The 25,112-nt window shown below is 36.9% G+C and carries 26 protein-coding genes and 1 other RNA gene; 15 read left to right on the plus strand and 12 right to left on the minus strand.

All coding sequences use genetic code 11. The features are described from left to right. The 4 genes from PHX18_02590 to murC form a co-directional block, all read right to left on the minus strand. Positions 1–579 (minus strand): FtsQ-type POTRA domain-containing protein (locus PHX18_02590; protein MDD3593494.1); only part of this gene is annotated, 579 nt, incomplete at its 3' end. A 1-nt stretch (position 580) separates the two neighbouring features. Beyond that, complete coding sequence (locus PHX18_02595) at positions 581–1,537, minus strand: D-alanine--D-alanine ligase (protein MDD3593495.1); 957 nt, start codon at positions 1,535–1,537, stop codon at positions 581–583. Then, a complete protein-coding gene (gene murB, locus PHX18_02600) occupies positions 1,513–2,445 on the minus strand; it encodes a UDP-N-acetylmuramate dehydrogenase (protein MDD3593496.1) in 933 nt (310 codons plus the stop codon). The genes PHX18_02595 and murB overlap by 25 nt, the downstream gene beginning before the upstream one ends. After that, positions 2,432–3,871, minus strand: a complete 1,440-nt coding sequence (murC, locus tag PHX18_02605; GenBank protein ID MDD3593497.1) for a UDP-N-acetylmuramate--L-alanine ligase — start codon at positions 3,869–3,871, stop codon at positions 2,432–2,434. The genes murB and murC overlap by 14 nt, the downstream gene beginning before the upstream one ends. Positions 3,872–4,188: 317 nt before the next feature. Between murC and xerC the strand changes: the two genes are divergently transcribed. From xerC to PHX18_02655, 10 genes are all read left to right on the plus strand, one after another. Beyond that, the gene (gene xerC, locus PHX18_02610) at positions 4,189–5,124 is read left to right on the plus strand and encodes a tyrosine recombinase XerC (protein ID MDD3593498.1); all 936 of its coding nucleotides are present in this window, start codon (positions 4,189–4,191) and stop codon (positions 5,122–5,124) included. After that, positions 5,124–6,221, plus strand: coding sequence for a PQQ-binding-like beta-propeller repeat protein (locus tag PHX18_02615; protein ID MDD3593499.1), 1,098 nt, complete (start codon positions 5,124–5,126; stop codon positions 6,219–6,221). Before xerC ends, PHX18_02615 begins: the two co-directional genes overlap by 1 nt. Continuing rightward, positions 6,196–6,939 (plus strand): 3-deoxy-manno-octulosonate cytidylyltransferase, encoded by a 744-nt coding sequence (gene kdsB / locus PHX18_02620; protein ID MDD3593500.1) that lies wholly within the window; start codon positions 6,196–6,198, stop codon positions 6,937–6,939. Before PHX18_02615 ends, kdsB begins: the two co-directional genes overlap by 26 nt. A gap of 89 nt (positions 6,940–7,028) precedes the next feature. Next, positions 7,029–7,211: a 30S ribosomal protein S21 gene (gene rpsU, locus PHX18_02625; GenBank protein ID MDD3593501.1), complete on the plus strand. Its 183-nt coding sequence runs from the start codon at positions 7,029–7,031 to the stop codon at positions 7,209–7,211. Between the two features lie 137 nt (positions 7,212–7,348). Next, positions 7,349–7,753, plus strand: a complete 405-nt coding sequence (locus PHX18_02630) for a hypothetical protein (protein MDD3593502.1) — start codon at positions 7,349–7,351, stop codon at positions 7,751–7,753. A gap of 27 nt (positions 7,754–7,780) precedes the next feature. Beyond that, positions 7,781–8,872 (plus strand): tetraacyldisaccharide 4'-kinase, encoded by a 1,092-nt coding sequence (gene lpxK / locus PHX18_02635; protein MDD3593503.1) that lies wholly within the window; start codon positions 7,781–7,783, stop codon positions 8,870–8,872. A 108-nt stretch (positions 8,873–8,980) separates the two neighbouring features. Continuing rightward, on the plus strand, positions 8,981–9,304 hold the full coding sequence (locus PHX18_02640; GenBank protein MDD3593504.1) for a zinc-ribbon domain containing protein: 324 nt from the start codon (positions 8,981–8,983) through the stop codon (positions 9,302–9,304). 112 nt (positions 9,305–9,416) lie between these two features. After that, entirely contained in the window at positions 9,417–9,926 is a 510-nt protein-coding gene (locus PHX18_02645; protein ID MDD3593505.1) for a bifunctional nuclease family protein, read from the plus strand. 215 nt (positions 9,927–10,141) lie between these two features. Beyond that, complete coding sequence (locus PHX18_02650; protein ID MDD3593506.1) at positions 10,142–10,345, plus strand: DUF1858 domain-containing protein; 204 nt, start codon at positions 10,142–10,144, stop codon at positions 10,343–10,345. Positions 10,346–10,678: 333 nt separating this feature from the next. After that, positions 10,679–12,139, plus strand: a complete 1,461-nt coding sequence (locus PHX18_02655; GenBank protein MDD3593507.1) for a hypothetical protein — start codon at positions 10,679–10,681, stop codon at positions 12,137–12,139. Between the two features lie 2 nt (positions 12,140–12,141). Here the strand turns inward: PHX18_02655 and PHX18_02660 are convergent, their stop codons facing one another. Beyond that, positions 12,142–12,435, minus strand: a complete 294-nt coding sequence (locus tag PHX18_02660) for a hypothetical protein (GenBank protein ID MDD3593508.1) — start codon at positions 12,433–12,435, stop codon at positions 12,142–12,144. A gap of 233 nt (positions 12,436–12,668) precedes the next feature. On the opposite strand from PHX18_02660, the gene PHX18_02665 reads away from it, so the two are divergent. After that, positions 12,669–13,742: a S1 RNA-binding domain-containing protein gene (locus tag PHX18_02665; protein ID MDD3593509.1), complete on the plus strand. Its 1,074-nt coding sequence runs from the start codon at positions 12,669–12,671 to the stop codon at positions 13,740–13,742. A gap of 254 nt (positions 13,743–13,996) precedes the next feature. Here the strand turns inward: PHX18_02665 and PHX18_02670 are convergent, their stop codons facing one another. Beyond that, positions 13,997–14,488 (minus strand): hypothetical protein, encoded by a 492-nt coding sequence (locus PHX18_02670; protein ID MDD3593510.1) that lies wholly within the window; start codon positions 14,486–14,488, stop codon positions 13,997–13,999. Positions 14,489–14,859: 371 nt separating this feature from the next. Here PHX18_02670 and PHX18_02675 point away from each other — a divergent pair, with 371 nt between their 5' ends. The 3 genes from PHX18_02675 (at position 14,860) to PHX18_02685 (ending at position 18,754) form a co-directional block, all read left to right on the plus strand. Continuing rightward, positions 14,860–15,957, plus strand: a complete 1,098-nt coding sequence (locus PHX18_02675; GenBank protein MDD3593511.1) for a YidC/Oxa1 family membrane protein insertase — start codon at positions 14,860–14,862, stop codon at positions 15,955–15,957. Next, complete coding sequence (mnmE, locus tag PHX18_02680) at positions 15,947–17,320, plus strand: tRNA uridine-5-carboxymethylaminomethyl(34) synthesis GTPase MnmE (GenBank protein ID MDD3593512.1); 1,374 nt, start codon at positions 15,947–15,949, stop codon at positions 17,318–17,320. Before PHX18_02675 ends, mnmE begins: the two co-directional genes overlap by 11 nt. A 93-nt stretch (positions 17,321–17,413) precedes the next feature. Continuing rightward, positions 17,414–18,754 (plus strand): hemolysin family protein, encoded by a 1,341-nt coding sequence (locus tag PHX18_02685; GenBank protein MDD3593513.1) that lies wholly within the window; start codon positions 17,414–17,416, stop codon positions 18,752–18,754. Between the two features lie 183 nt (positions 18,755–18,937). On the opposite strand, the gene PHX18_02690 is transcribed toward PHX18_02685, so the two are convergent. From PHX18_02690 to ffs, 6 genes are all read right to left on the minus strand, one after another. Further along, positions 18,938–19,558, minus strand: a complete 621-nt coding sequence (locus tag PHX18_02690) for a thymidine kinase (GenBank protein MDD3593514.1) — start codon at positions 19,556–19,558, stop codon at positions 18,938–18,940. A 133-nt stretch (positions 19,559–19,691) separates the two neighbouring features. Then, a complete protein-coding gene (locus PHX18_02695; GenBank protein MDD3593515.1) occupies positions 19,692–19,904 on the minus strand; it encodes a hypothetical protein in 213 nt (70 codons plus the stop codon). A gap of 42 nt (positions 19,905–19,946) precedes the next feature. After that, positions 19,947–22,247, minus strand: a complete 2,301-nt coding sequence (locus PHX18_02700) for a TonB C-terminal domain-containing protein (GenBank protein ID MDD3593516.1) — start codon at positions 22,245–22,247, stop codon at positions 19,947–19,949. Positions 22,248–22,337: 90 nt separating this feature from the next. Further along, complete coding sequence (locus tag PHX18_02705) at positions 22,338–23,723, minus strand: glucose-6-phosphate isomerase (protein ID MDD3593517.1); 1,386 nt, start codon at positions 23,721–23,723, stop codon at positions 22,338–22,340. 68 nt (positions 23,724–23,791) lie between these two features. Next, the gene (locus PHX18_02710) at positions 23,792–24,199 is read right to left on the minus strand and encodes a thioesterase family protein (GenBank protein MDD3593518.1); all 408 of its coding nucleotides are present in this window, start codon (positions 24,197–24,199) and stop codon (positions 23,792–23,794) included. Between the two features lie 17 nt (positions 24,200–24,216). After that, positions 24,217–24,314, minus strand: an RNA gene (ffs, locus tag PHX18_02715) — signal recognition particle sRNA small type. 69 nt (positions 24,315–24,383) lie between these two features. On the opposite strand from ffs, the gene PHX18_02720 reads away from it, so the two are divergent. Next, the gene (locus PHX18_02720; protein MDD3593519.1) at positions 24,384–25,100 is read left to right on the plus strand and encodes a hypothetical protein; all 717 of its coding nucleotides are present in this window, start codon (positions 24,384–24,386) and stop codon (positions 25,098–25,100) included. The last annotated feature ends 12 nt before the right edge of the window (positions 25,101–25,112 follow it).

Raw genomic sequence — 25,112 nt, forward strand, 5'->3', positions numbered from 1 at the left:
GATTTTATAGGTAGGGAATTTGGTTTTGTCTATCGTCAAATATTCTTTTGGGATAATAGCCCGGTCGCTTGTAATTGCTGCACTCCTCGGTGATTTTGGGCTGGGGGCAATGGTCAGCATAGGTGTTCTTTCTTCGACCAATACTTCAAGTCTGGCAGGAAGCCAGTATCTTCTTATAAAGGCTTTTCTGATTGAAGGAAGTTTTTGAATTTTTTCTTCATAAGGTTTTACATTAATCAAATACAGCGGTTTTTGGGGAATATCCATTGCTTTTAATTCCTGTATTATCCGTTCGGGTTTAGTAATATTGGCTCCTTTTACAACAAGATATTTGCCTCCGTTTGAAAATATATCGGCAGGCAAAATCCAAAGAGAGCTTGTGATAAGAAGATACAGCAAATAAAATAATCCGCCTATCAATAAGAATTTGGAAAAAACTTTGGTTTTGTTCAGTATAAATTTTTGTCTGTTGAGTTCTCTTCTTTTTTTATAGTGCAAAAGCCTCTTATCCTTGGCATGCAAAGGGAAAGAATTTTTTAAATTTAAACTGCTGTTTGTCTTCTTCTTTTTAAAAAACATACTACTTATCTTTAATTAATGAACTGTTTAGGATTATTTTTACCAAATTATCATAGCTGATACCCATACACTTTGCCTGTGCGGGCAAATCGCTTAAGTCTGTCATGCCAGGTATAGTGTTGATTTCAAGTACAAAGGGTCCGTTATTTTCGTCTATTAAAAAGTCAACCCTGCTTAGACCCCTTGCGTCGACTGCACGGTGGGACTTTACGGCTATTTCTTTTATTCTTTCCGTTAATTCATCCGATATTTTAGCGGGAAGTTCAAATTCCGTAAGCCCTTCCGTATATTTAGATTCATAGTCATACCATTCTTTTTTTGTTCTTAACGCTAAAATAGGGGTAGCTGTGGTTTCGCCTTCAATATCAAGCACCCCTACCGTGCAGCTTAAACCTTTGATAAATTCTTCGATTAAAACTTTTGAACTGAATTTATAAGCGTATAAAAGCGCCTCATCGAGATTTTCAGGGGCTTCTACTTTTACCATACCGATACTTGAGCCTTCGCATACTGGTTTAAGTATGAGCGGGTATCTGAGTTTCAGCTTGAAATCAAACAGCTCATCTCTTTTAACCACTTGAGATTTAATAAGAGGAATATCTTTGTATAAACTTAGTACTCTTTTTGTTATATCTTTGTTCATAGAGATGGCGCTTGCAGTAACGCCGCAGCCTGTGTAAGGAATGCCTAAAATTTCAAGCAAACCCTGAATACAGCCGTCCTCGCCGTATTTGCCGTGAAGCGCTATAAAAGCTGTTTCTATTCCTTCTTCTTTTAGCTTTAGCGCCGTGTCCTTATCAACGTCAATAAGTACACTGTTGGTATAGCCCAGTCTTATCAGGGCTTCGTAGCAGTTTTTTCCGGAGCGCAGAGATACTTCCCTCTCAGACGACATTCCGCCGTAAAGTACGCCTATCTTTGTTTCTAAAGGTACTAATGTCTTACAAAATTCTTCCATATTCTTTCATCCTCTTGTGTTTTTTTACCGATAAACTTTATTTCCGGTATAAGTTGTATATTGCGCTTTTCCAGTACTTTTGCACTCATTTTTTCCATAAGTTCCAACACCTCGCTGGAGGTTGCATTGTTGAAGTTATACAAAAAGTTTGCGTGCTTTGTTGAAAAACGAACTTTACCGTTATGAATGTATTCTTTTGCCCCGACTTCTTCAAGCAGGCATGCACTGTAGTTGTTTTCGGGGTTTCTGAAGGTTGAACCCAAACTCGGCTGCGTTAAAGGCGGATGGTTTGCTGCCCTGTAATTCACGTGAAAATCCATACGTTCCTGTATTAAATTTGTATCTTTTTTATTCATTAAGAATTTTACACTCAGAATAATATGTTTTTCTGCCGATATGGCGCTGCGCCTGTAGCCAAGATTCAGCTCCCCTTTTGAAAATTCTACAACTTCAAAATTCTCCGTATCAAGGACTTTTACGCTGAATAAAATATCCTTGATATTTTCGCCATGCGCTCCCGCGTTCATAAATACCGCTCCGCCTATAAACCCCGGGATACCTATTAAAAACTCGGCTCCGCCCAACGATTTTTCCAGTGCAAATTTAGAAAACATTGCGGATTTGATACCTGCTTGCGCTTCTATGATATTTTCGCCTGCAAGCTCTGCTTTGTCCAAATCTTTGGTCAAAATTACGCAGCCTTCTACCCCGAGTGAAGATATAAGCAGATTTGACCCTGCGCCGATTATATGAATATCGTCAGAGTTGTTCTTGTGAAATTTTACAATCTCAATAAGTTCTTCTATAGAACCGGGGATGTATGCATACTGCGCCTCGCCGCCTACTTTTAGGGTAGAATACGGTGCAAGCGTTAAATTTTTTATTGGTTTTAATTTAGTATCGTTCATTTTTCAACCTGTCAACTATTTTTGCCGTTAACTTTGTGATAGAGCCTGCTCCAAGTCCTAACACTATATCACCTTCTTTGATGTAAGGGTAAACCTGCTCAAGAACTTCGTCGAAGCTGCCTTGCGCGTAAGTAAACCCTGTTTCTTCGCAAAAATCTTTTGCATTAAATCCTTCAATGGGACTTTCTCCTGCGGGGTAAACTTCCGTAATAAAAACTTTGTCGGTGAATTGAAAACAGGTTTTGAAATCTTCCCACAAACCATGCAGCCTGCTGTATCTGTGCGGCTGAAATATTACTATAACACGATTAACAAGTCCTTTGGATTTCAATTCGTCAGCGCTTTTTAAAGTAGCAAGGACTTCGGTCGGATGATGGGCATAATCATCTACAACCTTGATTGAATTTGTATCGTAAATCAATTGGAAGCGTCTTTTCATTCCCGTAAAGGTTTTTAACGACTCTGTAATTGTTTGAAAATCAATCCCGCAATCAAGCGCAACAGCTATAGCTGACAGTGAATTTGATACATTGTGAAGCCCCGGAATGCTGAGGGTAACTTTGCCTAAAATCTCACCGTTTTTGCAGGCATCAAAGGTGGTTTGAAACCCGTTGGTAACTATATTTTTGGCGATGAAATCAGCTTTGGAACTTTCGTTGGCGCTGTAGGTTATTATGTTTTCAAATTTTACAGCGTCAAGAAGTTTCAAAACCCCGCTGTCATCAATATTTACTATGATTTTTGAGTTCTCATCAAGCCGTGAAATAAACCCTTCAAAAGTTTCAAGCACCTGTTGCAACCCGTCTTCGTAGTGGTCAACGTGGTCTTTTTCAAGGTTTGTAATTATTGTATAAGTCGGCTTGTATATAGCTATTGTTCCGTCGCTTTCATCAAGTTCAGAAATTATGTGCCTGCCGCTGCCGAATTTTGAATTTGTGTTTAGAGCCGGAATCATTCCGCCTACTACTATGGAAGGGTCAAGCTTTGCATATTCAAAAATCATGCCCGCCATACCTGATGTTGTGGTTTTGCCATGGGTTCCCGATACTCCTATTGATACGGGTTTTTGTTCTTGCCCTAACCCTGACATCAGCGCCTCTAGAAGTTGGGAACGGTGTATAATCGGAATATTGTTTTCTTTTGCACTTATAATTTCGGGGTTGTCCTGTTTGATTGCAGTGCTTGCTATTACAAGTTTTGCTTCTTTCAGGTTTGCTGCATTATGCCCTATGGATATTTGAGCGCCAAGACGCTGCAGATTTTCTATATTGGGGTTTGATTGAATATCCGAACCTGAGATTTTAAACCCTCTGTTTATAAGACAAAGCGCCAAAGCACTCATCCCTATGCCGCCTATACCTATGAAGTGAAAGTATTCCTGACCGTTTTTTGTTCTCTCTGATATGAATTCCTTATTGTCTGCCAAATTTAACATTTTCTTTTCCAAATTAAACTAATATTACATATATTCTAATTGTAGAATAATTTTTTTAGATTGCTAAAAACTTAACAATACTTCATTTTTGGGGAGAAAAAATGATATTGTATGTACCCATAAAACATAAAGGAACAATATATTAAAATACTTTTAGTCTTCCACTTTGGTGATTTTAATTTAAAAAATGTTGCCTGGATTACTTCGGCTTCGCCTCGTAATGACAAAAAGTATTTATATGTGAGTCTTTTGACCTATGTGATTTTTATCTTGTACAATCCCCTGATAAATTATATACTTAAGCTGTTATGGAAACCACACAAAACGACATATCAGAGTTGATTTCGCAGAATACTAAATTGTTGGAAGAATTTCTCCTCTACCTTGAGGTTGAGCGCAATTTGTCAAAACATACTTTGCGGGCTTATACGGGTGATGTGGAGCATTTTTTGTTTTGGCTCAAGAACTTGCCTGTTCAAGAAGTTAATACAAATACTGTAAGGTTGTATTTGGCTCAAATTCAGCACTTTAACTATTCAAAAACCACTATATCAAGAAAAATAGCCGCATTGAGGACTTTTTACAGATTTTTGTACCGTGAACGTTTGGTTGAATTGAACCCTGTGGATAATATCCGCAGCCCGAAAAAAATTAAAAAACTCCCGAATTTTTTGAACGAGGATGAAGTTGAGCAGATTTTTAACTGCATAGCGCTAAATTCTCCGACAAATGCCAGAAATCGTGCTATACTAGAACTTCTCTATGCAACAGGCATGAGGATTTCGGAGCTTTGCGGTTTGAATTTTGAAAATCTTAATCTGGAAGAAAACGAAATTACCGTTTTCGGCAAAGGGGCAAAGGAGCGTATAGTTTTGGTTTCTAACCGTGCCAAGACTTATCTTGAAGTTTATATAAACGATTTCAGACCAGATTATGCGCTTGAAAATGAAATAATACGCGAAAATACCCCTGTTTTTATTAATAACACAGGCTACAGGCTTAATCAAAGAAGCGTGAACAAAGTTTTGCAGAAAATTAGCGAAGAACTTTTTATTACAAAGAAGATTTCCCCTCACATTTTTAGACACAGTTTTGCAACAAGGCTGCTTGAAAACGGCGCGGATTTAAGAGTTGTACAAGAACTGCTGGGTCATGCTAGTATTAGTAACACACAGATTTATACACATGTGTCAAAAGAACGGTTAAAACAAGCGTATATGCAGGCACATCCGAGAGCAAAATAATGACTAAAAAAATTCTTTTACTTTTATTTATGTTATTTACGGTTGCAGGCTGCAATAAGGTTTCAGAGCCTGATGTTCCTGTTGTTCAAAGAGAAACCCAGCTTCGGGAGAGATATAATAAATCAAACCTGACACCGTTAGGTACGCTTAATTACAGGCTTTATACGAATTCCAAAATAACCTCATCACCGGCTGTTTACGCAAATACCCTTGTCTTTGTAAACAACAAGGGTGTTGTTTATATGCTGAATGCTCACAGCGGAGAAGTCGTCTGGAGCAAAAACTTGAACGTGTCCGTTGAAGATTCTGCCGTTGAGATTGAATATTCTATGGTATTTGTTTCATCTGCCGAAGGAAATTTGTATGCGTTGGATTTGTCAAACGGCAACATTCTTTGGACTTTCAAAACCCCTATGCCTGTTTTTTCATCACCGGTTTTTGCAAAAGGACATATCCTGTTTAGCGCAGGGGATGGCAATGTATATTGTCTTAATCATAAAAACGGCAGTATTACGGCAAAAATTCCCGTAAATATTGCATTGCACGCCTCTCCCGGTTTTCATTCCAAAAAAATGTATGTCGGCGGCTATGACGGTATTGTTTACGCTTTTGAAAAAGATTCCAAAACACCTTTATGGAAGTTCAAAACCGATGGGGCAATATTGGCAAAGCCTGTTTTTACTAATAACACTCTTTTTATAGCTTCAACTGACGGAAATTTGTATGCTATAAATCCTGAGAACGGGAGTTTACAATGGAGTTATAAAGCACAGGGTCTTATTAAATCAACACCGGTTATTCAGAAAAATAATATTTATATCGCTGATGCAAAGGGTTATATACAGAGTTTAAAAACCGCAAATGGTGTATTAAATTGGAGCCTGAAAACTAACGGTTCGATTTTTGCATCTATGGCATTTGCTAACGATACGCTATACGCAGCAAGCGGGGATGGGTTTGTGTATGCTATTAAGCCTTCAACCGGCGCTATAGTATGGAAATTCGGTGTCGGCAGCGCTATCAATTCTTCACCCATAATTAATAACGGATACTTATATTTTGGAGCAGATAATGGAAAATTCTATTCAATCAAATAAAATAACAATAATAATACCCGCACGTTATGCCTCTACAAGGCTGGAGGGGAAACCGCTGCTTAAGGTTCAGGATAAACCGATTATCCGGTGGGTTTATGAAAGAGCTGTTTTGTCAAAATTAGCGTCTGACGTCATTGTTGCCACTGATGATAAGAGGATTTTTGATTGCGTGGAGGCTTTTGGCGGCAAAGCCGCAATGACACGAGAAGACCATAAGTCAGGCAGCGACAGGCTTGTAGAAGTATTGGAACAATACCCTGATATTACAATTGCAGTTAATGTTCAGGGGGATGAACCCCTCATTACACCTGAAAGTATTGATATGGCTATAGATGTTCTTATTTCCGATAAAGATGCCGATATTTCTACCTTGATTAGAAAAATCGAAGCCGATGAAATGCAAAATCCTAACGTTGTCAAGGTGGTGAAAGACAGACAAGATTATGCAATGTATTTTTCAAGAAGCCCCGTTCCTTATGAAAGGGCGGCAAATCAGGCTGTTTCATTTGCTCATATAGGATTGTATGTCTATAGAAGAGAAAGTTTAATGAAAATGGCGTCTTTGGAACAATCAATGCTTGAAAAGGCAGAGAGCCTGGAGCAGCTTCGTGCTTTAGAGAACGGTATGAAGATTAAAACAGCAATTGTTGATTATAAGCCTTTAGGCATTGATACAAAAGAGGATTTTGAAGAGTTCAGGAAACTGGTTGAAGGTTAGGTTTTACTTTGGGGTTGAAAAATTTTCTTTCTTTGTGCTATTCTTATGATAAGAAATAATTTTGAACCTGAAGGTGGTGTTAATAGGTTATGTCAGAAGTTAAAGTCGGCGAAAACGAAAGTATAGAAAGCGCTTTAAAAAGATTTAAGAAAAAAATCCAAAAAGCAGGTATCTTATCTGAAATTAAAAGAAGAGAAAGATATGAAAAACCAAGCGTAAAACGCAAACGCAAGCAAGAAGCTGCAAGGAAAAGAAGCAGAAAAATGTCTTAAGGAAGTTGGGCAGCTAAGGGGCTTGGTAGCTGAAGAGGTGAAGGCTTGGCATCTAAGCGGCTGGGAAGTTGAGAGACTAAGGGGCTTGCCAGCTAAGAAGTTGGGAAGCTGAGGGGCTGAAGAGGTGAAGAGAAGCTATGAAAAAATTTTCGGCTATACTTATTATACTTTTAATGCCTTTATTTTTTTGCGGCTGCAGTGAAAAAAATCAAATTTATTTAAGCTCCAAACCTCTTACCAAAGAGCAGTTTGTTCCTGAAGATATGCTTAAGGTCAACCAGCCGATTAATTTTGTACTTATTTTTCCAAAAGGCATCAAGTCTGATGCAATAAGGTTACAGCTGCTTAAGAAAAGCGCTATGTCTTATATGTGGGGGTATACAATTGAGCGGGGCAAAGACTACAGTGTTCCGCCCGGCAAGAGCTACTTAACCGGTACCTTTTATGTTTATGAACCCGGAAGGTATATGATAAGAATGTTTTCCCATAGTGATTTTGTAAGACCACTTGCCGAGTTTGATTTTGGAGTACTGGATGAATAACTTTGCCATTCATGCTAAAATTTGCTAATGAAAAATTTAATTGCCAAACTTCATTATAAAAAAGAACTTGATTTTGATGAAAAAATATTGTGTTTTTTTCTTGCTTTTTTGTCTTTTTTCTATTCTGCAGCTGTAAAATTAAGGCTTTTGGCTTATAAGTCAGGTATTCTAAAAACAAATAAGGTTAAAGCTTTTGTAATTTCTATAGGTAATATTACAACCGGAGGTACAGGAAAAACCCCTGTGTGTGTTGCACTTGCTAATTATATATCCAATGAACTGGGCAAAAATACAGCGCTTTTAAGCAGAGGATACGGCGGTAAACTCAATAATACGAACGTTCATGTGATAAGCGACGGCAAAAATATTTTTCACAGCGCTTATATGGGCGGTGATGAGCCTTATTGGCTGGCTTTTCATGCCCAAAATACATCTGTTTTGACCTGCCGTAACCGTGTAGCATGCGCAAACGAAGCTTTGAAAAACGGCGCAGAGGTTTTAATACTTGACGACGGATTTCAACATTTGAAGCTTTACAGGGATTTTAATGTACTCTTGATAGACGGTAATTTGCGCTTCGGGAACACAAAGCCGCTTCCTTTGGGTCCTTTAAGAGAGCCTTTATCTGAAATTAAGCGTGCCGACTATATTTTAATTATGAATAAAAGAGCGTTTGATGATACAGCTCGTGATAATTGCCGCGATTTTGCCGTTAAATTATCTGAAAAATATGCTAAGCCGGCTCAGGTTTGCAATTTTAAGCCCGATGGTATTTTTAATCTTAAAAACCATGAGATTTTACCGCAGGGTGGTAAAATTTATGCTTTTTGTGCGATAGCAAGACCTGAATTCTTCTTTAGCTACCTTGAAAAAGAAGATTTTGAAATAGTAAAAAGACGTGAGTTTACCGATCACCATTTATATACCCCTGATGATGTTTCTAATATTGTTGAAGAGGCTAAAAAGTTGGGTGTATCCGCAATTGTTACTACGGAAAAAGACGGGGTGAAGCTCAAGGCGATTTTAGATGAAAATACTTCCGGTATTGATTTTTATACATTAAAGTTGGGCTTAGATATAGATGTACACTCTATTTTGAAGAATATTAATATCTTATAACTGCATTCTTATTAATGCTCAGAAATACAAAACTTAATATTATCCTTTACAATTATCAAAAATAATAAGATAATGTATTTGTTCACATAAATCAGAAAGAAAAACATCATGTTCGAAAACACTTATCAAGACATTGAGTTAACATGCTCAGACTGCGGTTGCAAATTTATTTTTTCATCGGAAGAACAAGAATTTTATGCAGAGAAAGGTTTCGCTACTCCGAAAAGATGCGCAGCTTGCAGAACTAACAGAAAAAAACAAAGATCAGGAGGCGGAGGTTTCGCTAAAAAAAGATATAACATCACCTGCTCTAAATGTGGATGTGAAACAACAGTTCCATTTAAACCAAGAGAAGATAAAGAAGTTTACTGTTCAGATTGTTATGCCTCAATGAAGGATGACTCTCACCAGACAGCTCAATCTGAATATTAGATAAAACCTTTATAATTGATGAAGACCATGCCATGCGGCATGGTTTTTGTTATTTATTGCAATTTATGATAAATTATTTATAGTAATAACTTTAAACATCAGGTGAATTTGTATGATTGAAATGAAAGTCATGGGGATAGCTTTAGATACAAGAACAGGCTCTCCTATAGTTGTGTTAAATGATTTGGAAAACAGACGAGCTCTTCCTATTTGGATTGGCTCATCAGAAGCCAGTTCAATTATACGTAAAATCGAAAATATAGAAGTAATGCGTCCTATGACACATGATTTAGTCTGTACAATTATTGAGGAAACAGGTTATACCCTTGACAGGGTTGAAATTCATGATGTCAGCGAAGATACTTATTTTGCTAATTTATTGCTTATAAACGACGAAGGACAGGAGCTTATTATAGATTCAAGACCGTCTGATGCTATAGCGTTGGCGCTAAGAGCAGAGTGTCCTATCTTTGTAACCGCGAATGTTGTGGCTGACGGTACTATAAGTACAAACCGCAGTAAAGATGACAAAGAAAAAGAAGACTTCCATAATTTTATTCAAAACTTGAAGCCTTCTGATTTCAAAAAACTTATTGATGATGCAAACGAATCTGATCAATAGAGTACTTTGGTTTAGCAAGTTTTTTTTGTTTATCTAATCTCAGGCATATTAACCGTTCCTTATTTCTAAGGCTGACAAGTCCTATATGCTCGTTTTTGTCCTGTTTATCAAATAATATGCCGAGAAATTTTTTCATAACTTGCACTTGACCGTTGTGTTGTGTAATAATACATTTTAATGGCAATTTAGAAATAATCAATTAAGGAAGGTTCATTATGAGTGAAATTACTAAAGATATGAGTATAATAGACGTTGTACAAAATCACCCCGAAACTCTCGAAGTTTTTGCAAGAATGGGTTTGGGCTGTATCGGCTGTGCTGCTGCAAGGTTTGAAAATCTTGAAGCAGGCGCAAAAGTTCATGGATTAGACCCTGACGAGCTTGTAGCTGAATTAAACGCTGTTATAAAAGAAGCCTAAGGAAGCTAGGCAGCCGGGAGGCTGAGAAGCCGAGAGGTTATCATGCTGAACTTGTTTCAGCATCTGTCCAACAGGCTCATTGATTCGCCTGTTCCCTTTGTCAACTAAATTCAAGGTGGCAGTTATTTTTAAAGTGGTTGGGCAAAGGTGAAGGGCTTAAGAGTTGCCTTTTTGTCATATTGGGTGTTCAAACTGTCTTTGCGAACAAAGTGAAGCAATCTAGTTAATATTTACTGTTATCTTGACTGCTATGCCAACGGTTCCATGGCAATTTTTTTGCGTGCTTATACTTTATATATATAAGTTATATAATTAATAAGCATGGAGAAGAGCATGTCCGCAGATGGAGCAAATTTTTTCAAACCTTATGATCCTACACAAAACCCGTTGAGCTATTCTTTGGAGAAAAGTGGTATTAAATTGCAGGCTTCCAATGAATCAGGTATTAATGTTTTTACACAAAAACCTGCAGCAACAGGTGGGCAGACTATCGGTGGCGATGATTCAACAGCTCTTGGCGATGCTCTTTTAGAAGGTAATACTACCGGGCAAAAGTCTGATACAGCTGTTTCTGCTAAAGATGCTTCTGTTCTTACACCGGAACAGGTTTACGCAGAGGCACTTGGGTTTACCCGTAGCACTACAAGTGGTAAAGATGCTATAGGTGATCCTGCCAATAGTGCAGCTTTATTTGCAATGAATTTTAATAATAATCTTAAACAAACAGCAGCTAATGCTGCTGCAAGTTACGTTCCTAAATCATCAACTTCATCAGATGCTAATGCATCAGGAAGTACAGGAAGTACAGGAACAAACTGGTTATCTGGTATCAAGGACGGAATTAGTATGGCGAACGGAGCAAGCCAACTTGCCGGCGGTCTTTCTAATGCACTAAGTTCAGGCGGGGATTCTGATGTAGCCAAAGCCGAGGCGAAAATTAAGCAAGGTGAAGCTAAAGAAGCAGAAGGCACTAAGCTTGAATCGGAAAATAAACAACAATATGACAATATAATGAAAGAAAATCAGCAGTATCAAAAAGAATATGAAGAAACAGGAAATAAGATTGCCGATACAAAATCTAATATAAGTGAGCTTGACAGAGGTATACAAGATTTGACTCAGCAGCAAGGTCAGGCTGAAAGTGAACTTGGTTCTTTAAGAGCCAATAATAAAGATGGTAAAAATGATGCCAAAATAAGAGAACTGGAAAGTAAAATTGATCAAATAAAACAAAATATTGAAGCTAAAAAACAAGAAAAAACTAAAGCTGAAGGAGAATTAAAAGAACTTCAAACTAAACAAAATGACCTTAAACAGAAAATCTCAGGCGGAGATGAGAAGAAACAAAAATGCATGGATGCAATGCAAAAAGCTAAAGAACTTAAAACCGAAGGTCAACGATTGAAAAAAGAAGGCGAAACCGAGAAAAAAATAGCCGAAGCTAAAGCAAAAGAAAAAGCTGAAGGTCAAGAAGGTACCAAAAAATCAGAAGGTACCGATAAATCAGGTTCAAAAGCCGAAACGCCAAAAGTAGATGCAAACGGCAATATATCGGCTAAAGATATTAAAGATAAACAAATTCTAACTAAATTAGAAGCTGACCATGGTCCAGCCGATACTTATACTAAAGAACGATATGACACGGCGGCTCAATCATTTGAAGGTAAAGAACAGAGTCAAGGTATGTGGGCGACACTCAAAGGAGCTTTGGGCTTCGGTGGGTCATCTTCAACAGCTAATACAGCGCCTCCTGCTGCACCTACAGATCAAAAACGAAAGCCTGAAGACGAATAAGCTTAGCTTACAACTATGGTTTTCGCTTTTTCTACAAGTTTGTTAACTTCAAAAACATTATAACCGTTTTGAATTACCTGTCTGAGATAATTGGATTTATCTTTACCGGTAAGAGCTAAAACCCTCTCATGTTTCACATTGAATTGGTCTTCTTCAATGGTTATTAATTTAAGAGGTTTTTCTTGAGGATAATTTGCTTTAAGATATTCTGTTATTTTTGTTGCTTGTTTGTATGTAAAGTCTTTTTGCGGATTTTTATTTACGAAATGTAATATACTTCCGAACGATACCTGCATTTATTATTCTCCTTATGGGTTATAGTGTTTTATTTTCTCCTTTTGAAGAAAATTGACTATTTGTACTATTCAGTGTTGTAAATATTATAACCGCCTAAACGTTTTTTTTTGTTAGTTGTTTAAAAAAATTAATAAAACTTAAAAATTGTTTAAAATTGTATATAAATGTGGTATACTACATATTATAAAAATATGTTTTGAAAGTGTTATAGATAGCTTTGGAGTCAACATACATGGGTAATGAAATACAGGATAAGACTGGTAGTTTCGAGGAACTTTTATCGCGCTACGATTACAAATTTTCTAAAGGCGACCTTGTTAAAGGAATTGTAGTAAGTGTTGATAATTCCGGAGTGTTAGTTGATATTGGTGCCAAAGCCGTCGCCTATGTGCATCCTAAAGAAGTATTTATAGAAGAAGGAAAGACTTACAAAGAATCTATCACCCCTAATGAAGAGTACGAGTTTTTAATAATTAAAGACGAAGATGAGGACGGACAATTAACACTTTCACATAAAAGGGTGGCACAGGCTTACAGCTGGAAAAAAATTGAAGATATAGCAGCAGCGGATGAAAGTGTTATGGCAGAAGTGAAAGCTGTTGTTAAAGGCGGGCTTTTGGTCGATGTTCTTGGGTTAAAAGGGTTTGTACCTTCCAGTCATCTGCGTTTAAAGAAATTTGAAGATTGTGTCGGGGAAAAACTTGAGCTGAAAATCCTGTCTATTGATTCTCAGGCAAATAATTTAATCTTGTCCCAACGTAAGTTATACAATGACAACCAGAGTGATAAGAGAAAAAATACTTTTGAAAATGTCGAAGTCGGCAGTGTTATAGAAGGCGAAATTGTAAGATTGGCTGATTTTGGCGCTTTTGTTGATATTGGCGGTATAGACGGGTTACTTCCCTTATCGCAAATGTCATGGTGCTGGGTTGACCATCCTTCCGACATCATAAAAGTCGGTGATGTTATCAAGGTAGAGGTTATAGGTATTGACCATGACAAGCAAAGAGTCAGTCTGAGTCTGAAAAATCTTCAGGAAGACCCTTGGAATAAGGCTAAAGAAGAAATAAAAGAAGGCTGTAAAATCGCCGGTAAAATTACCAGAATAAAAGCTTTTGGCGCATTTGTAGAGGTGATGCCCGGAGTAGAAGCGCTTCTTCCCTATAAAGATTTACTTGAATATCAACAGCAAAATAATGTTGCACTGGATGCCGGCAGTTCAATTGATACCTATGTAATTAAATTCAATCCGTCAGACAGAAGAATAAGCTTGGGTATTAAGGTTGTTGAAGCTCAGCCGGAGTAAATATCCGTTTGCTTCGATATAACATTTCTAAACAAAAAAAAAGCCGTATAAAACTATACGACTATCTACCTTACTTTACGAGAAAATTTATTTGGGAAATATATTACTGTTTTAAAAATTGCAATTAAAAAGAAAACCTGCTTGTGTAAAGCAGGTTATGAGCTATACAATAATCCTCATTATTGTATAAAATACCTTTACCTTTACTTTCCTTTGTTGAGAATATTTACCTTTTACCGTTGTTTTTGATTATTTTATCCGAGAGCTAATTCCCTCCTGACCTCTAATCCGTCATCCCTTGCTATAAATGTGTTTATTTCGGGGTTATTATGGTTTGAATTGCCCGAAAATTGGCTTCCTGTATTGCTTGCTAATGCACTGGATAAATCCATATTATTTTTATCAGAGCTTTTTAATGCATGACCTTCTGTCGGTAAGGTTTTGGGAGTGATATCGACAGGTTTTGTGCTTGCCGGAACGGCCTGTGCCAAAGCCGGTGTAGTGTACGTACTATTTATAATATTTCCGTTTAACCCAAACTTAGAGGCTATTGCTGTTGCACGCTCCACATTCTGCATTGTAAACACAGGAATATCTGCAATCTCCGGTTTTGTAACTTTTTCAGAAGTTTTTACATCCACACCACGAGCAGCCAAAAGTTGTTTATAATACTCTCGATGAGGATCATAACCTTCTGTTGATTTTGATGTTGTGCTGTTTACTGCTGTGATTGCTTCATTTCCCATTTTAAACTCCTAAAAGTCCCTTGATAGTTTTGGAGTGTGAACTTAGCGTTTGGGCTAAGTTCACACTTTACACACTGTTTTGGTAGACTTGTATCTCTGAGCCGTGAGAAAATATCTTTTTCAAAACCATGTGTTTAAACTATCTTAAAAGTATGTCCTAAATTTCCCGTGTAATTTCCTATATTTTAATAAAAACAATCTATCTTAAAAAATTGCCTGACTTTAAGTTTTTTTAACAATTGCTTCTTATTCTTTATTTTAAAGCTGTTTTGGGGATATATTGAAAATCACTTTTAATCATTCGATGTGAAATATTTTATTTTTATAATAAAATAGAAAGTATATAGAGATTAAGAAGAGGAATTTTAAACGTGGATTTTACAGTACTGACAATAGATTTATTGGATAAACTCGCCGGATTTGTGGGCGGTTACGGCTGGGCTATCGTTGCGCTTACCGTTGCTATAAGGTTAATATTATGGCCGTTGAATGATTCTCAACAGCGCAGCATGAGAAAAATGCAATCTCTTTCGCCAAAAATGAAAGAGCTTCAAACCAGATACCAAAAAGACCCCCAGGTAATGCAGCAAAAAATGATGGAGTTCTACAAAGACAACAAATTCAATCCTTTTGCAGGATGTTTACCCTTGTTGATACAGCTTCCTATATTTATTTTGTTATATGGCGCACTTATGAGCCCTCAGTTTATTCAAACTGCGGGCGATAGCTCGTTTTATTTTATTAAAAGACTTGATAATACTTTAAAAAGTTATACAGGTGTTGCCGGCGACGGTACGTTCAGTGTTATGAAACATGATACTTTTTCTATGCCTAAAAAAATTGAAGTAACCATGAATAACGGCGAAAAAGTAGAAGTTAAGGTTGATAACCCTCAAAAAGCTATCCAAATTCAAGGTGAAATCGTGCCTGCGAAACCTATTGATTTCAAGATTTCGCTTGATAATATCAATCTGAAATTCGAACAGCTTAATCAAATAAAATCGGCAGAAGTAAGTGTCATTAATAACGGCACCAAAGAAGTAGAAACGATAAATTTTGAAAGAAAAGACAGTCTTCTTACGGCAAGTGTTCCGACAACTGAGGCGAAAACAGCTTTTCATTATGATATTTTGGCCCTTGTAATACTGTTTGGACTTACAATGTGGTTTGCCTCAAAAGTAATGGCAGCGGCAGCGCACACAGCGGATGCAGACCCTACCCAGCAAGCTATGCAAAAAACCATGGGAACTATGATGCCTATAATGATTACGGCAATGTTTTTCTTCTTCCCTATACCGGCAGGGGTGTTGTTGTATTTGGTAGTGAGCAATATCATTCAAATTATTCAAACCGTTGTTATAAATAAACGGATTGATTTGGAAGAAGCCAAAACATCACAAAAAATTGACCCTTATACGGTTAATAACGCTAAAAAAATAACAGATAATAAAGCTGACGATGTTAACTAGTATAAATGATACAATTAGTGCAATAGCAACAACAATAGGAACCGCTTCGGTTTCTATTGTGCGTTTGTCGGGCGAAAATTCTATTCGAATAGTTTCAGAGATGTTTTCTTCTTCATCCGGGTTGAAAAAACTTCCTGATTTTCAAGCTAACAGGCTTTATCATGGATTTATTTTTGATGAAAAAAGTGTTTTGGATGAGGCGGTTGTTTTGGTATTCAAAGCGCCTCACAGCTATACCGGCGAAGATGTCGCAGAAATACAATGCCATGGCGGGGTCAGCGTAACTAAAGCTATTTTTGACCTTACATTGAAACATGGTGCAAGGATTGCAGAAAAAGGCGAATTTACGAAAAGGGCATTTTTAAACCATAAAATTGATTTAAGCCAGGCAGAAGCCGTGTTGGATATAATTTCCGCAAAGACGGAAAAATTTGCACGTCTTTCTACAACTAATCTTTGCGGTAAATTTGCAATAAAAATACGTGATATAAGAATCAGAGTTTTGGATTTGCTTACCAAAATAACAGCTTCTATTGATTTCCCCGAAGAAGTTGAAGAGTTGGATTATAGTTATATTTCAGAGGTTATACAAGGTGTTGTGCAAGAAATAAATTCTATTTTATGTACAGCTGAAACCTCTAATATTTTAAGAGAAGGGGCAAAAATAGCAATTGCAGGAAAGCCTAATGTGGGTAAATCATCTTTGTTTAATACGCTTTTGAGCTTTGAGCGGGCGATAGTTACGGATATAGCAGGCACCACCCGTGATGTTATCCAAGAAACAATAGACATTAACGGTATTGCTTGCGTTTTGCTCGATACTGCAGGAATTAGAAACCTTGATGAAACAAAAATAGAAAATAAAGTCGAAACCATTGGCATCAATTATTCCGTACAATCAATAGAACAGGCTGATTTAGTATTGTTTTTGACTGACTTAAGCACAGAAGCAACTCAGGAAGATTTTGATATTTTTGAACTGGTTAAGGATAAAAATCACATAATAACAGGTACAAAATCGGATTTACCCTGCCTGAATACTTATTTTAAAGGGGTTCATACAATATCTAATGTTACAAAAAACGGGATAGAAGAACTTACAACGCTTATAGAGAATGCCCTTAATATGCAGGATTTGAACAATGACAGCGAATTTTTGACCAATTCACGCCAGCAGGAATCGCTAAAAAATTGCAAAGACTCTTTGCTCAATGCCCTAAAAAGCACAGATGATTACACTATGCAGGATTTTATCGCTATTGATATTAAATCAGCGTTAATCAGTCTTGGGGAAATTACGGGTGATGATATAACTCAGGAAGTCTTGAACAATATTTTTGAAAATTTTTGCATAGGAAAGTAATCAAATATATTGTTCAAATTGAAAAACAGTATATTTGCAAAATATTATATTACTAAGTATAATTAAAGTGAGTGCAGCTACACAGGAGAAATAATGAGCGAAGGCGACAGTTTAATCTTTAACTTTTTTATTATCATACTTTTACTATTTGCAAACGGTTTTTTTGTAGCATCAGAGTTCGCTCTTGTCAGTGTAAGACACACCAGATTGGTTCAATTATCTAACGAAGGTAATTCCAATGCCAAAATTGCACTAAATGCAATTAAGGATTTAGACAAGTACATAGCAGCAGTTCAATTAGGTATTACAATTTCAAGTATCGGTTTGGGTTGGCTTGGGGAAGCTACCTTGGTCAGGGTTATGCTTCCCGTGTTTGAATTTTTGCCTAATTTGATTAAACATACTGCAGCTCATACTATTTCTGTTTCAATAGCTTTTTCCGTAATAACCTTGCTTCATGTGGTTATAGGGGAGTTAATGCCAAAATCCGTAGCTTTGCAATATCCTGAAAAAACGTCTTTGATAGTTGCGAGGCCTATGCATTATATTACGGTTCTTTTTACGCCGTTTATATTTGTTTTAAACGGGTTGGGGAACAGTCTTTTAAAGCTTATTAATATTCACCCCGCAAGCAGCTCTCATATAGCCCATTCTACGGAAGAGCTTAATATGCTGATAAATGCCAGTTATAAAGAAGGCATGATTAATGAAACAGAAAAAGATATGCTTCAAAATGTGTTTAAATTTTCTGATTTAACCGCTAAGCAGGTAATGGTTCCAAGACCTGATATGACTTGTATTCCAAGTGATATCACTATAGAAGAGCTTAATAAAATCACCGCAGAGTCCCAATATACGCGATATCCCGTATATGAAGAGGATTTGGATAATATTACAGGTATTATTCATATTAAAGATGTTTATGCCGCTAATCTAAAGGGTTCTTTTAACATAGAAGAAATTCTCAGAGAACCTATGCTTATCCCTGAAACAGTTAATATAGACAGGCTAATTTTAGACTTCAAAAATAAGCACCAGCAGATTGCTATAGTTATTGACGAATTTGGCGGCACCGCAGGACTTATAACCGTGGAAGACGTTTTGGAAGAAATCTTCGGTGATGTACAGGATGAATTTGACGAGGAAGAAGAAGATATCATAAGGCTTTCAGACGATGAATATTTAGTTAATGCGATGATGAGAACCGATGAAATATCAGAATTCTTTAAAGTTCAAATTGATGAAGATGACGTTGATACTATAGGCGGTTTTGTAATCAAATGTTTGGGTCGTTTAGCCGATTGCGGCGATATAGTAACATTTGAAAACCTTGAGTTTACCGTTGAAGAAATGTCAAAGTCAAGGATTACCAAGCTTCATATCAAAGTTAACGATACACCGCAAGAAACTGACGAGGAGTCATCAGAGGGCTAAAAAAGAGTTGGTAGGCATTTTAGGCAAAAAAATCCCACACCCGATTCGTGGCGTATACGTTTTAGCCCTGAATTTTAGGCAAAAAAATCCCACACCCGATTCATGGCGTATATGTTTTAGTCCTGAATTTTAGACAAAAAAATCCCACACCCTGGGGTGTGAGAGAGGACGCATCATGGCAAGTTAGTTCATTACGAACTCTTGTTTTCTTTTGTTTTTCAACTTTCGAATATGGTATTCATTGTTGATTTCGTAGCAGTCTTGGCATCTGGCTTCATATGATTCATCACCGCCAATCATAATTAGCGGCGAAAATGCTTCTGCAGGCTTGCCGTCAATTAATCTTTGGGTGCGCACGGCATATTCACTGCCGCATTTTTTACATATTGCGGTAAGTTTGTCGACTTTATCCGCATAGCATAAAAGCTGCGGCATAGCGCCAAAAGGCTCTTCTTTAAAATCAAGCTCTAAGCCTGAACCTATAACCTTTTTGCCGTCTGCCATTAAACGTCTGATAACCGAAACTATTTTATCATCGAAGAATTGCAGTTCATCGATTGCAATTATTTCATCATCTTCTTCTATGTAATTAAGAATATCAAAAGCACTATGCACTTTTATAGCTTCATTTTTAGTGCCTACCCGTGATTGTATATAATTGCTGAAAACTCTTGTGTCTATTGTAGGAGAAAAGACCTTGACTTTTTTATTGGCAATGGTTGCACGTCTTAACCTTCTTAAAAGTTCTTCGGTTTTGCCGCAACTCATCGGACCTGTTATGAGTTCAAATTTGAAATTATGCACCCAAATCCTCCTTTGTGAAACAACTAAAAATCACTCAATATTTTCAGTCCATCCCCCTCGATGAGGTTATTATACAATATGTTGTGGTTTTTGTGAAATGTTTGTAATGTTTTTTAACATTATGGATATTTTATCAATTATCTAAATCAATCGGCAGAACCAACTTTAAATGCCGTTCGAATTTTTTGTAAAATCCGCAATTGGAAACAGTAAGGCTGTCTTCAAATGATACTACACCCAACGCAAGGGCATGAATAAGAGGACAGGCTATGCCGCGTGTGAAATTTTCGCAGCTTATACACTGGTCATCATCTTCAATATGAATTTGTCCTTTATTATAGTACATATTTCTACCCCTGATTCTGATATTTTACTACGTTTTAACAATTTAGAGAGTAATTACGAGTTTTATCGTATATTCTTTTTTATTTATTTTCATAGCAGGCATTTTAGTATAATTAAGAGTTTCATTTATTGAGCTTATTATTATATCATCGACCTGCTTTGAGCCTGATGATTTGACTATTTTGGCGGATATAACACTTCCTAAATCCGAATATGTTATAGCTACGGAAACCTCGTTATTGGGAGCTTTTTCATTTGCCAACAGAAGTTCTTGAGAGAGTGTTGTTTTAATAGAGCGTCCTGTTAAAGTTAAATATTTTTTAAATTCGGCATTTGCAACTAAGGCTTCAGGCGCTTCCCAGGATGTTTTAGAAATCCTTACGGCACTGTATTCTTTTGTTATGGCAGTAGCGATAGCATCGTTAATGTTTTGAGGCGAAGGTGCTTTTTCAGGAGTTTTCAAGGCTCCTGGAACTTGAGGTGCAGTTGCGGCGGGAGGTAATTCTTCATTGTGTCCTGATGCAATCGGTTGATTTACGGCAGGGGGTGTTGCAGGTGCAGGTTCACCCTGATTATTAGCAACAGGCTCAGGAAGCCGTTCAGATGGAGGCTGCTGCGCTTCGGGTATTGAACTTTCTATTGCGCTGTCAGGATTTATAATCATGGCTATTTCATCCTTATACATTAACCCCGCATAAGCTACCATACCCAGCAATAAAGCTCCGAAAATTAATAATGTTACCAAGTTTGATTTTTTAGGCTGCGGCTCGGGAGAATATACGTTGACATACTCTCGGGTTGACGGTGTTTCCTCTTCATGGGGGGCGGTATTAACCTCTTCTTGCTGAGGGGCTTCGGGTTCATTTGATAAAATTTCTTCCGTATCATTATCATCCTGCATGAGAATACCCAATGCCTCATCATCCAGCTGCTCTATGGCGTCCGATGAAACAGGCTTGTCTGCCAAGTCTGAGAGCATATTAAAAATATCATCCTCTCCTGCACTTATTACAGGTTCATTTGCTTCCGCTGCTTCGGGCATTGCGTTATCTTCGGTAACAAATTCAGGGTTATCAATATCGATTGAATTTGCAGCATTTACATCCTGTTCGTCAAGTTCAAGTAAGTCTAAATCATCAGCTTCAAAATCCAAATCAACATCACCCATATCGGATATGTCGGTTTCATCTTGAGCATTGGTTTCCTCTTCAAAAGTGATATTATCTTCAATAATTTCATCGTCAAAAGAATTATCTTCATCTATTATCAAGTCATCAACTGCGGAAAAATCGAGTAAATTCTCCTCGTCTTCAAAAGAGTTTAATATATTTTCTTCCTGCGCTAAATCTTCTGTGATATCAGTATCAGAAAGTGTTTCCGGAGGCGCAGCATCTTCAAAATCAAGCATTTCTTCTTCATTAATCGGGCTTTCCGGTATTTTTTCATCAGGGAATACGGGTTGTTCTGCGTTACTTTCTTCCGTTTCATAGGATATTTCTTCCATTGCAGCCGGCAGGTCTTCCATTGCAGCCGGCAGGTCTTCTTCAGCTTCAATAGAAAAAGTCAATGACCCCAGTGAAAAGTCTTTTAAATCGCCGCTGCCTGGTGAAATACCAAAATCAGTTTCTTTGTTTAATACCGCAGGAGCGCTGCTCGCGCTTTGCATAAGGGTGATTTTTTTATCGATTTCACTGTCTTGTGCAATGGAGATGAAATCACAGTTAAGCGCATAAAACATTTTGTAGTTTTTTCTTAATGTATCACTCATCAGGATATATTTTTGAAAAAACCTCGCCCCTTCTGCGGATAAATCACCATCAATATAAGCAAGCATAAGTTCTTCCGCCGTGTTTAACGAGGAAGGTGATACTTCATCGGATGCCGGCGATTGGGAGTTCAAATATTCTTTTAATTCATCAGGGGCTTTAAGCATTGATTTTTCTATGGATGAGGTCGAAACATTATGTCCCGGGATAAAGCCCAGGATTTCCAATTTTGAAAGAGTTTTAGAAAAATTAACAAAAATAATGACATCGGGAGTATACTTATAATCTCTGTAATCAACGGGTATGTGGACATATTTGTTTGAAGCGCGGTTGACGGTAGGGACAAACGCTGCTTTTAATCCGTTAATTTTACAGTCAATAATACTCAAATTAAAATTAACTATAGGCAGGTTAAAAACAGAGGTTGAAGTATCTAAATGCAGATTGTAATTTTTGGAAAAAGCTTTGCAAATTAAATTCGCCAGATAAATGTTATTGCGCGAATAATCATTCATAATGGGCGCTAAAACTTCTATATCAATGTTTTTATCTTCTTTTGCTATTGTTAATTTTGTCATGACTTCATTTCTCTAAAAAACTCTCACCTTTATAAAGATGAGAGTTTTGAAAAAAATATTCCAATATTAATAAAATATCATCCGAAAATATTATACAGACATTTTTTCCTGAAGGATTCTTGCGGATTCTTCATACCCGCTTCTTCCCATAAGGGCGTAAGTGTAATTTTTAGCCTGTTCAACTCCCGGCTGGTTAAATGTATCAATATTGTACAAGCAGCCTGCAACAGCTGTTTGTATCATAAACATATACAACAGTTGTCCTAAGTAGTATTCGTTCACCTGAGGGATAGATATAGTTACGTTTGGTCTTTGATAATCGGTAAGCGCAACTTTTGTCGAATCAGCTTCCGCGTCAATCAGGTCGTTAATGGTTTTACCGCAAAGATAGCCGATTCCCGTGTATTCAAATACGTGCGGAACTTCTAAGGTAGTATTAAAATTTTCTACTCTGATAAAGTTAATAAGTTTATCGTTAGGACCTTCATTGTAAAGCTGGATTTGAGAGTGCTGATCTGTTGCCCCTAAAGCCTTAATAGGAGTAGGACCTGCATGGACAACGTTTCCGTTCAAATCAACTTCTTTGCCCAGAGATTCTGCCCAAAGCTGGACAAACCAATCCGATACATATCTTAGTTTGCTTGAATAAGGCATCATCACAGTAAGATTTTTACCTTTTTGTGTATCCATTAAATAGTGAATAAGTGCGTTTTGAGCAGCTATGTTGTTAAAAATACTGCGGTCTTGAGCCAGTTTATCAAAATCACGAACCCCTCTTAAAAGTTCTTTGATATCAATACCTACAAGTGCAAAAGGCAGCAGCCCTACTGCTGAAAACACCGAAAACCTTCCGCCTACATCATCGGGAACTTCAAAAGTTTTATAGCCTTCCTGCTCTGCTAATTGTCTTAAAACACCGGTATTTTTATCGGTTGTTGCAATGATGCTTTTTCTGTAATCTTCGCCGACTGCTTCTTTCATGCGATTTTTAATAATCATATAAGCAGACATTGTTTCTGCAGTAGAGCCGGATTTTGTTATAACATTTACCAGCGTACTTTTTAAATCAATGAAATCAAGTAACCCGTTAATTTGGTCAGGGTCTATGTTATCAACAAAGAAAATTCTCGGCATGTTGTTTCTTTGTTCCGGTGATAATAAGTTCCAATATGGTTTTAATATAGCTTCCGTAACAGCAATACCGCCAAGCGCACTCCCGCCTATACCCAATACTAAAATATTCTCATACTTACCTTGTACGTTTGCGGCAAATTCGTTAATGTACCAAAGGGTATCATCATCATAGCCGAGGTTCATCCATTTTTTCCATTCTCCTCTGGTGTCCTTTTTTGCATAAATATCAGAAATAATCTGAGAAATACGCTGGGCATTAGATTCAAATTCCTGTTCGATATTAAGACCGTTCTCCTGACCGATAATATCCGCTTTTACGTTACGATAATCAAGTTTTAACATTCATTCACCCCATATACTTATCACTCAATGTATGAATATTATAATTTGCTAAAAAATTTTTTTAAAGCTTATTCTTTTGCAGCTTTAAAAAGGTTATAAATTTCGTCGGGCATTCTTCGGTAGAGTTTGCCGGACTTATCGGTTGTAACACAAGTTATAACAGCTTCTAATATGGGTTTTCGGGTATTTTTTTCTGTTATTTTTTGGAGAAAGGAAACCTTTAATTTTGTAAGCTCATAAAATGATGTTTCAATAATAAGCTCATCATGCAAAAGCGCAGAGTTTTTGTACTTTAGACTAATATCAACCACAGGCATAACTACGTTTTTTTCTTCAACCGCTTTCATTGGCGTTCCTACGGCATCTGCAAAGTCACACCTTGCCCGCTCCAGCCATCTTAGATAATGTCCATGCCAGACAACCCCGTAAGCATCGGTGTCTGCGTAGTAAACTTTGATTTGCGTATTATGTTCCATCTCTGCTCCTGCCTTCTTAAAAACGAAGGCTGACACACCCAAAAATTATCGACTTAATGCTGCTGCGTTCCCGCCCTGACATGGTTCATCGGTTTTTGCCGTATCAGCCCCGTGATTTTTCAATCGAATACATTTTAACATGAACATTCTTGATAAGAAAGTGTGTTTATTCTGTAATATAGTTATGGAAAATAACTTACAATCTGATGAGATTACAACTGTTATAAAACTTTTAAACAATAATATTTCTTCTCAAGGTTATTTGGAATACTTGCTTTCAGATGATATGAGGCTGGTTCAGGTTGCTCTTTTGAATATAAAGCGTGTTTCGTCACAAGAAGAAGCCCGCGCAATATTTCGTATTTTAATAAATCACCCTTCAGAGATAAGGGAATACTGTTCATTTTTAATCAATAAACTAATGAATGATGAAATGCAGCGTCCTTTTTTTCAACAAAAAATATTTTTAGATATTTTGGAAAAAGCAATATGTGATGTTAATCCAAAAGTTTGCAGAAATATTCTGGAGGTTCTGCGTTATTTTGATTTCAGGGACGAGTTGTTTTCGGCTCTTATAAAAAATGCAAATAATATGGTCGTGCTTTTGCAGGAGTCTAATAAGCAAAAAAATCATATGTACACTAAAAATTCTTTCAGATTGTATTGGAATCTTTTTGGCATTGCACTTTTATCAGAATATATAAATTATAATAATTTCAGGGAAAAACTATTGAAATTAATTGATGACACGGTGACTTGCAGAGAGTACACAATCAGAGAAAAAGCTGCTCTTATTTTAAAAAAGTTAAGCCGGACAGAAGTTTTGACAGAATTTGAAAAATATTTAAATCTGCTCAAAAATGATGAAAATTACTACGTTAAGAGTGTTTTTAAAACCTGAATACATGATAGA

The organism is Candidatus Gastranaerophilales bacterium (assembly GCA_028696075.1).
Classification (GTDB): Bacteria; Cyanobacteriota; Vampirovibrionia; order Gastranaerophilales; family JAILCC01; genus JAQVHS01.

Excerpts from the sequence above, each read along its gene's own strand:
- PHX18_02595 (MDD3593495.1), bottom strand. The coding sequence starts at position 1,537 with ATGGAAGAATTTTGTAAGACATTAGTACCTTTAGAAACAAAGATAGGC.
- murB (MDD3593496.1), bottom strand. The coding sequence starts at position 2,445 with ATGAACGATACTAAATTAAAACCAATAAAAAATTTAACGCTTGCACCG.
- xerC (MDD3593498.1), top strand. The coding sequence starts at position 4,189 with ATGGAAACCACACAAAACGACATATCAGAGTTGATTTCGCAGAATACT.
- PHX18_02615 (MDD3593499.1), top strand. The coding sequence starts at position 5,124 with ATGACTAAAAAAATTCTTTTACTTTTATTTATGTTATTTACGGTTGCA.
- kdsB (MDD3593500.1), top strand. The coding sequence starts at position 6,196 with ATGGAAAATTCTATTCAATCAAATAAAATAACAATAATAATACCCGCA.
- rpsU (MDD3593501.1), top strand. The coding sequence starts at position 7,029 with ATGTCAGAAGTTAAAGTCGGCGAAAACGAAAGTATAGAAAGCGCTTTA.
- PHX18_02630 (MDD3593502.1), top strand. The coding sequence starts at position 7,349 with ATGAAAAAATTTTCGGCTATACTTATTATACTTTTAATGCCTTTATTT.
- lpxK (MDD3593503.1), top strand. The coding sequence starts at position 7,781 with ATGAAAAATTTAATTGCCAAACTTCATTATAAAAAAGAACTTGATTTT.
- PHX18_02640 (MDD3593504.1), top strand. The coding sequence starts at position 8,981 with ATGTTCGAAAACACTTATCAAGACATTGAGTTAACATGCTCAGACTGC.
- PHX18_02645 (MDD3593505.1), top strand. The coding sequence starts at position 9,417 with ATGATTGAAATGAAAGTCATGGGGATAGCTTTAGATACAAGAACAGGC.
- PHX18_02650 (MDD3593506.1), top strand. The coding sequence starts at position 10,142 with ATGAGTGAAATTACTAAAGATATGAGTATAATAGACGTTGTACAAAAT.
- PHX18_02655 (MDD3593507.1), top strand. The coding sequence starts at position 10,679 with ATGTCCGCAGATGGAGCAAATTTTTTCAAACCTTATGATCCTACACAA.
- PHX18_02660 (MDD3593508.1), bottom strand. The coding sequence starts at position 12,435 with ATGCAGGTATCGTTCGGAAGTATATTACATTTCGTAAATAAAAATCCG.
- PHX18_02665 (MDD3593509.1), top strand. The coding sequence starts at position 12,669 with ATGGGTAATGAAATACAGGATAAGACTGGTAGTTTCGAGGAACTTTTA.
- PHX18_02670 (MDD3593510.1), bottom strand. The coding sequence starts at position 14,488 with ATGGGAAATGAAGCAATCACAGCAGTAAACAGCACAACATCAAAATCA.
- mnmE (MDD3593512.1), top strand. The coding sequence starts at position 15,947 with ATGTTAACTAGTATAAATGATACAATTAGTGCAATAGCAACAACAATA.
- PHX18_02685 (MDD3593513.1), top strand. The coding sequence starts at position 17,414 with ATGAGCGAAGGCGACAGTTTAATCTTTAACTTTTTTATTATCATACTT.
- PHX18_02695 (MDD3593515.1), bottom strand. The coding sequence starts at position 19,904 with ATGTACTATAATAAAGGACAAATTCATATTGAAGATGATGACCAGTGT.
- PHX18_02700 (MDD3593516.1), bottom strand. The coding sequence starts at position 22,247 with ATGACAAAATTAACAATAGCAAAAGAAGATAAAAACATTGATATAGAA.
- PHX18_02705 (MDD3593517.1), bottom strand. The coding sequence starts at position 23,723 with ATGTTAAAACTTGATTATCGTAACGTAAAAGCGGATATTATCGGTCAG.
- PHX18_02710 (MDD3593518.1), bottom strand. The coding sequence starts at position 24,199 with ATGGAACATAATACGCAAATCAAAGTTTACTACGCAGACACCGATGCT.
- PHX18_02720 (MDD3593519.1), top strand. The coding sequence starts at position 24,384 with ATGGAAAATAACTTACAATCTGATGAGATTACAACTGTTATAAAACTT.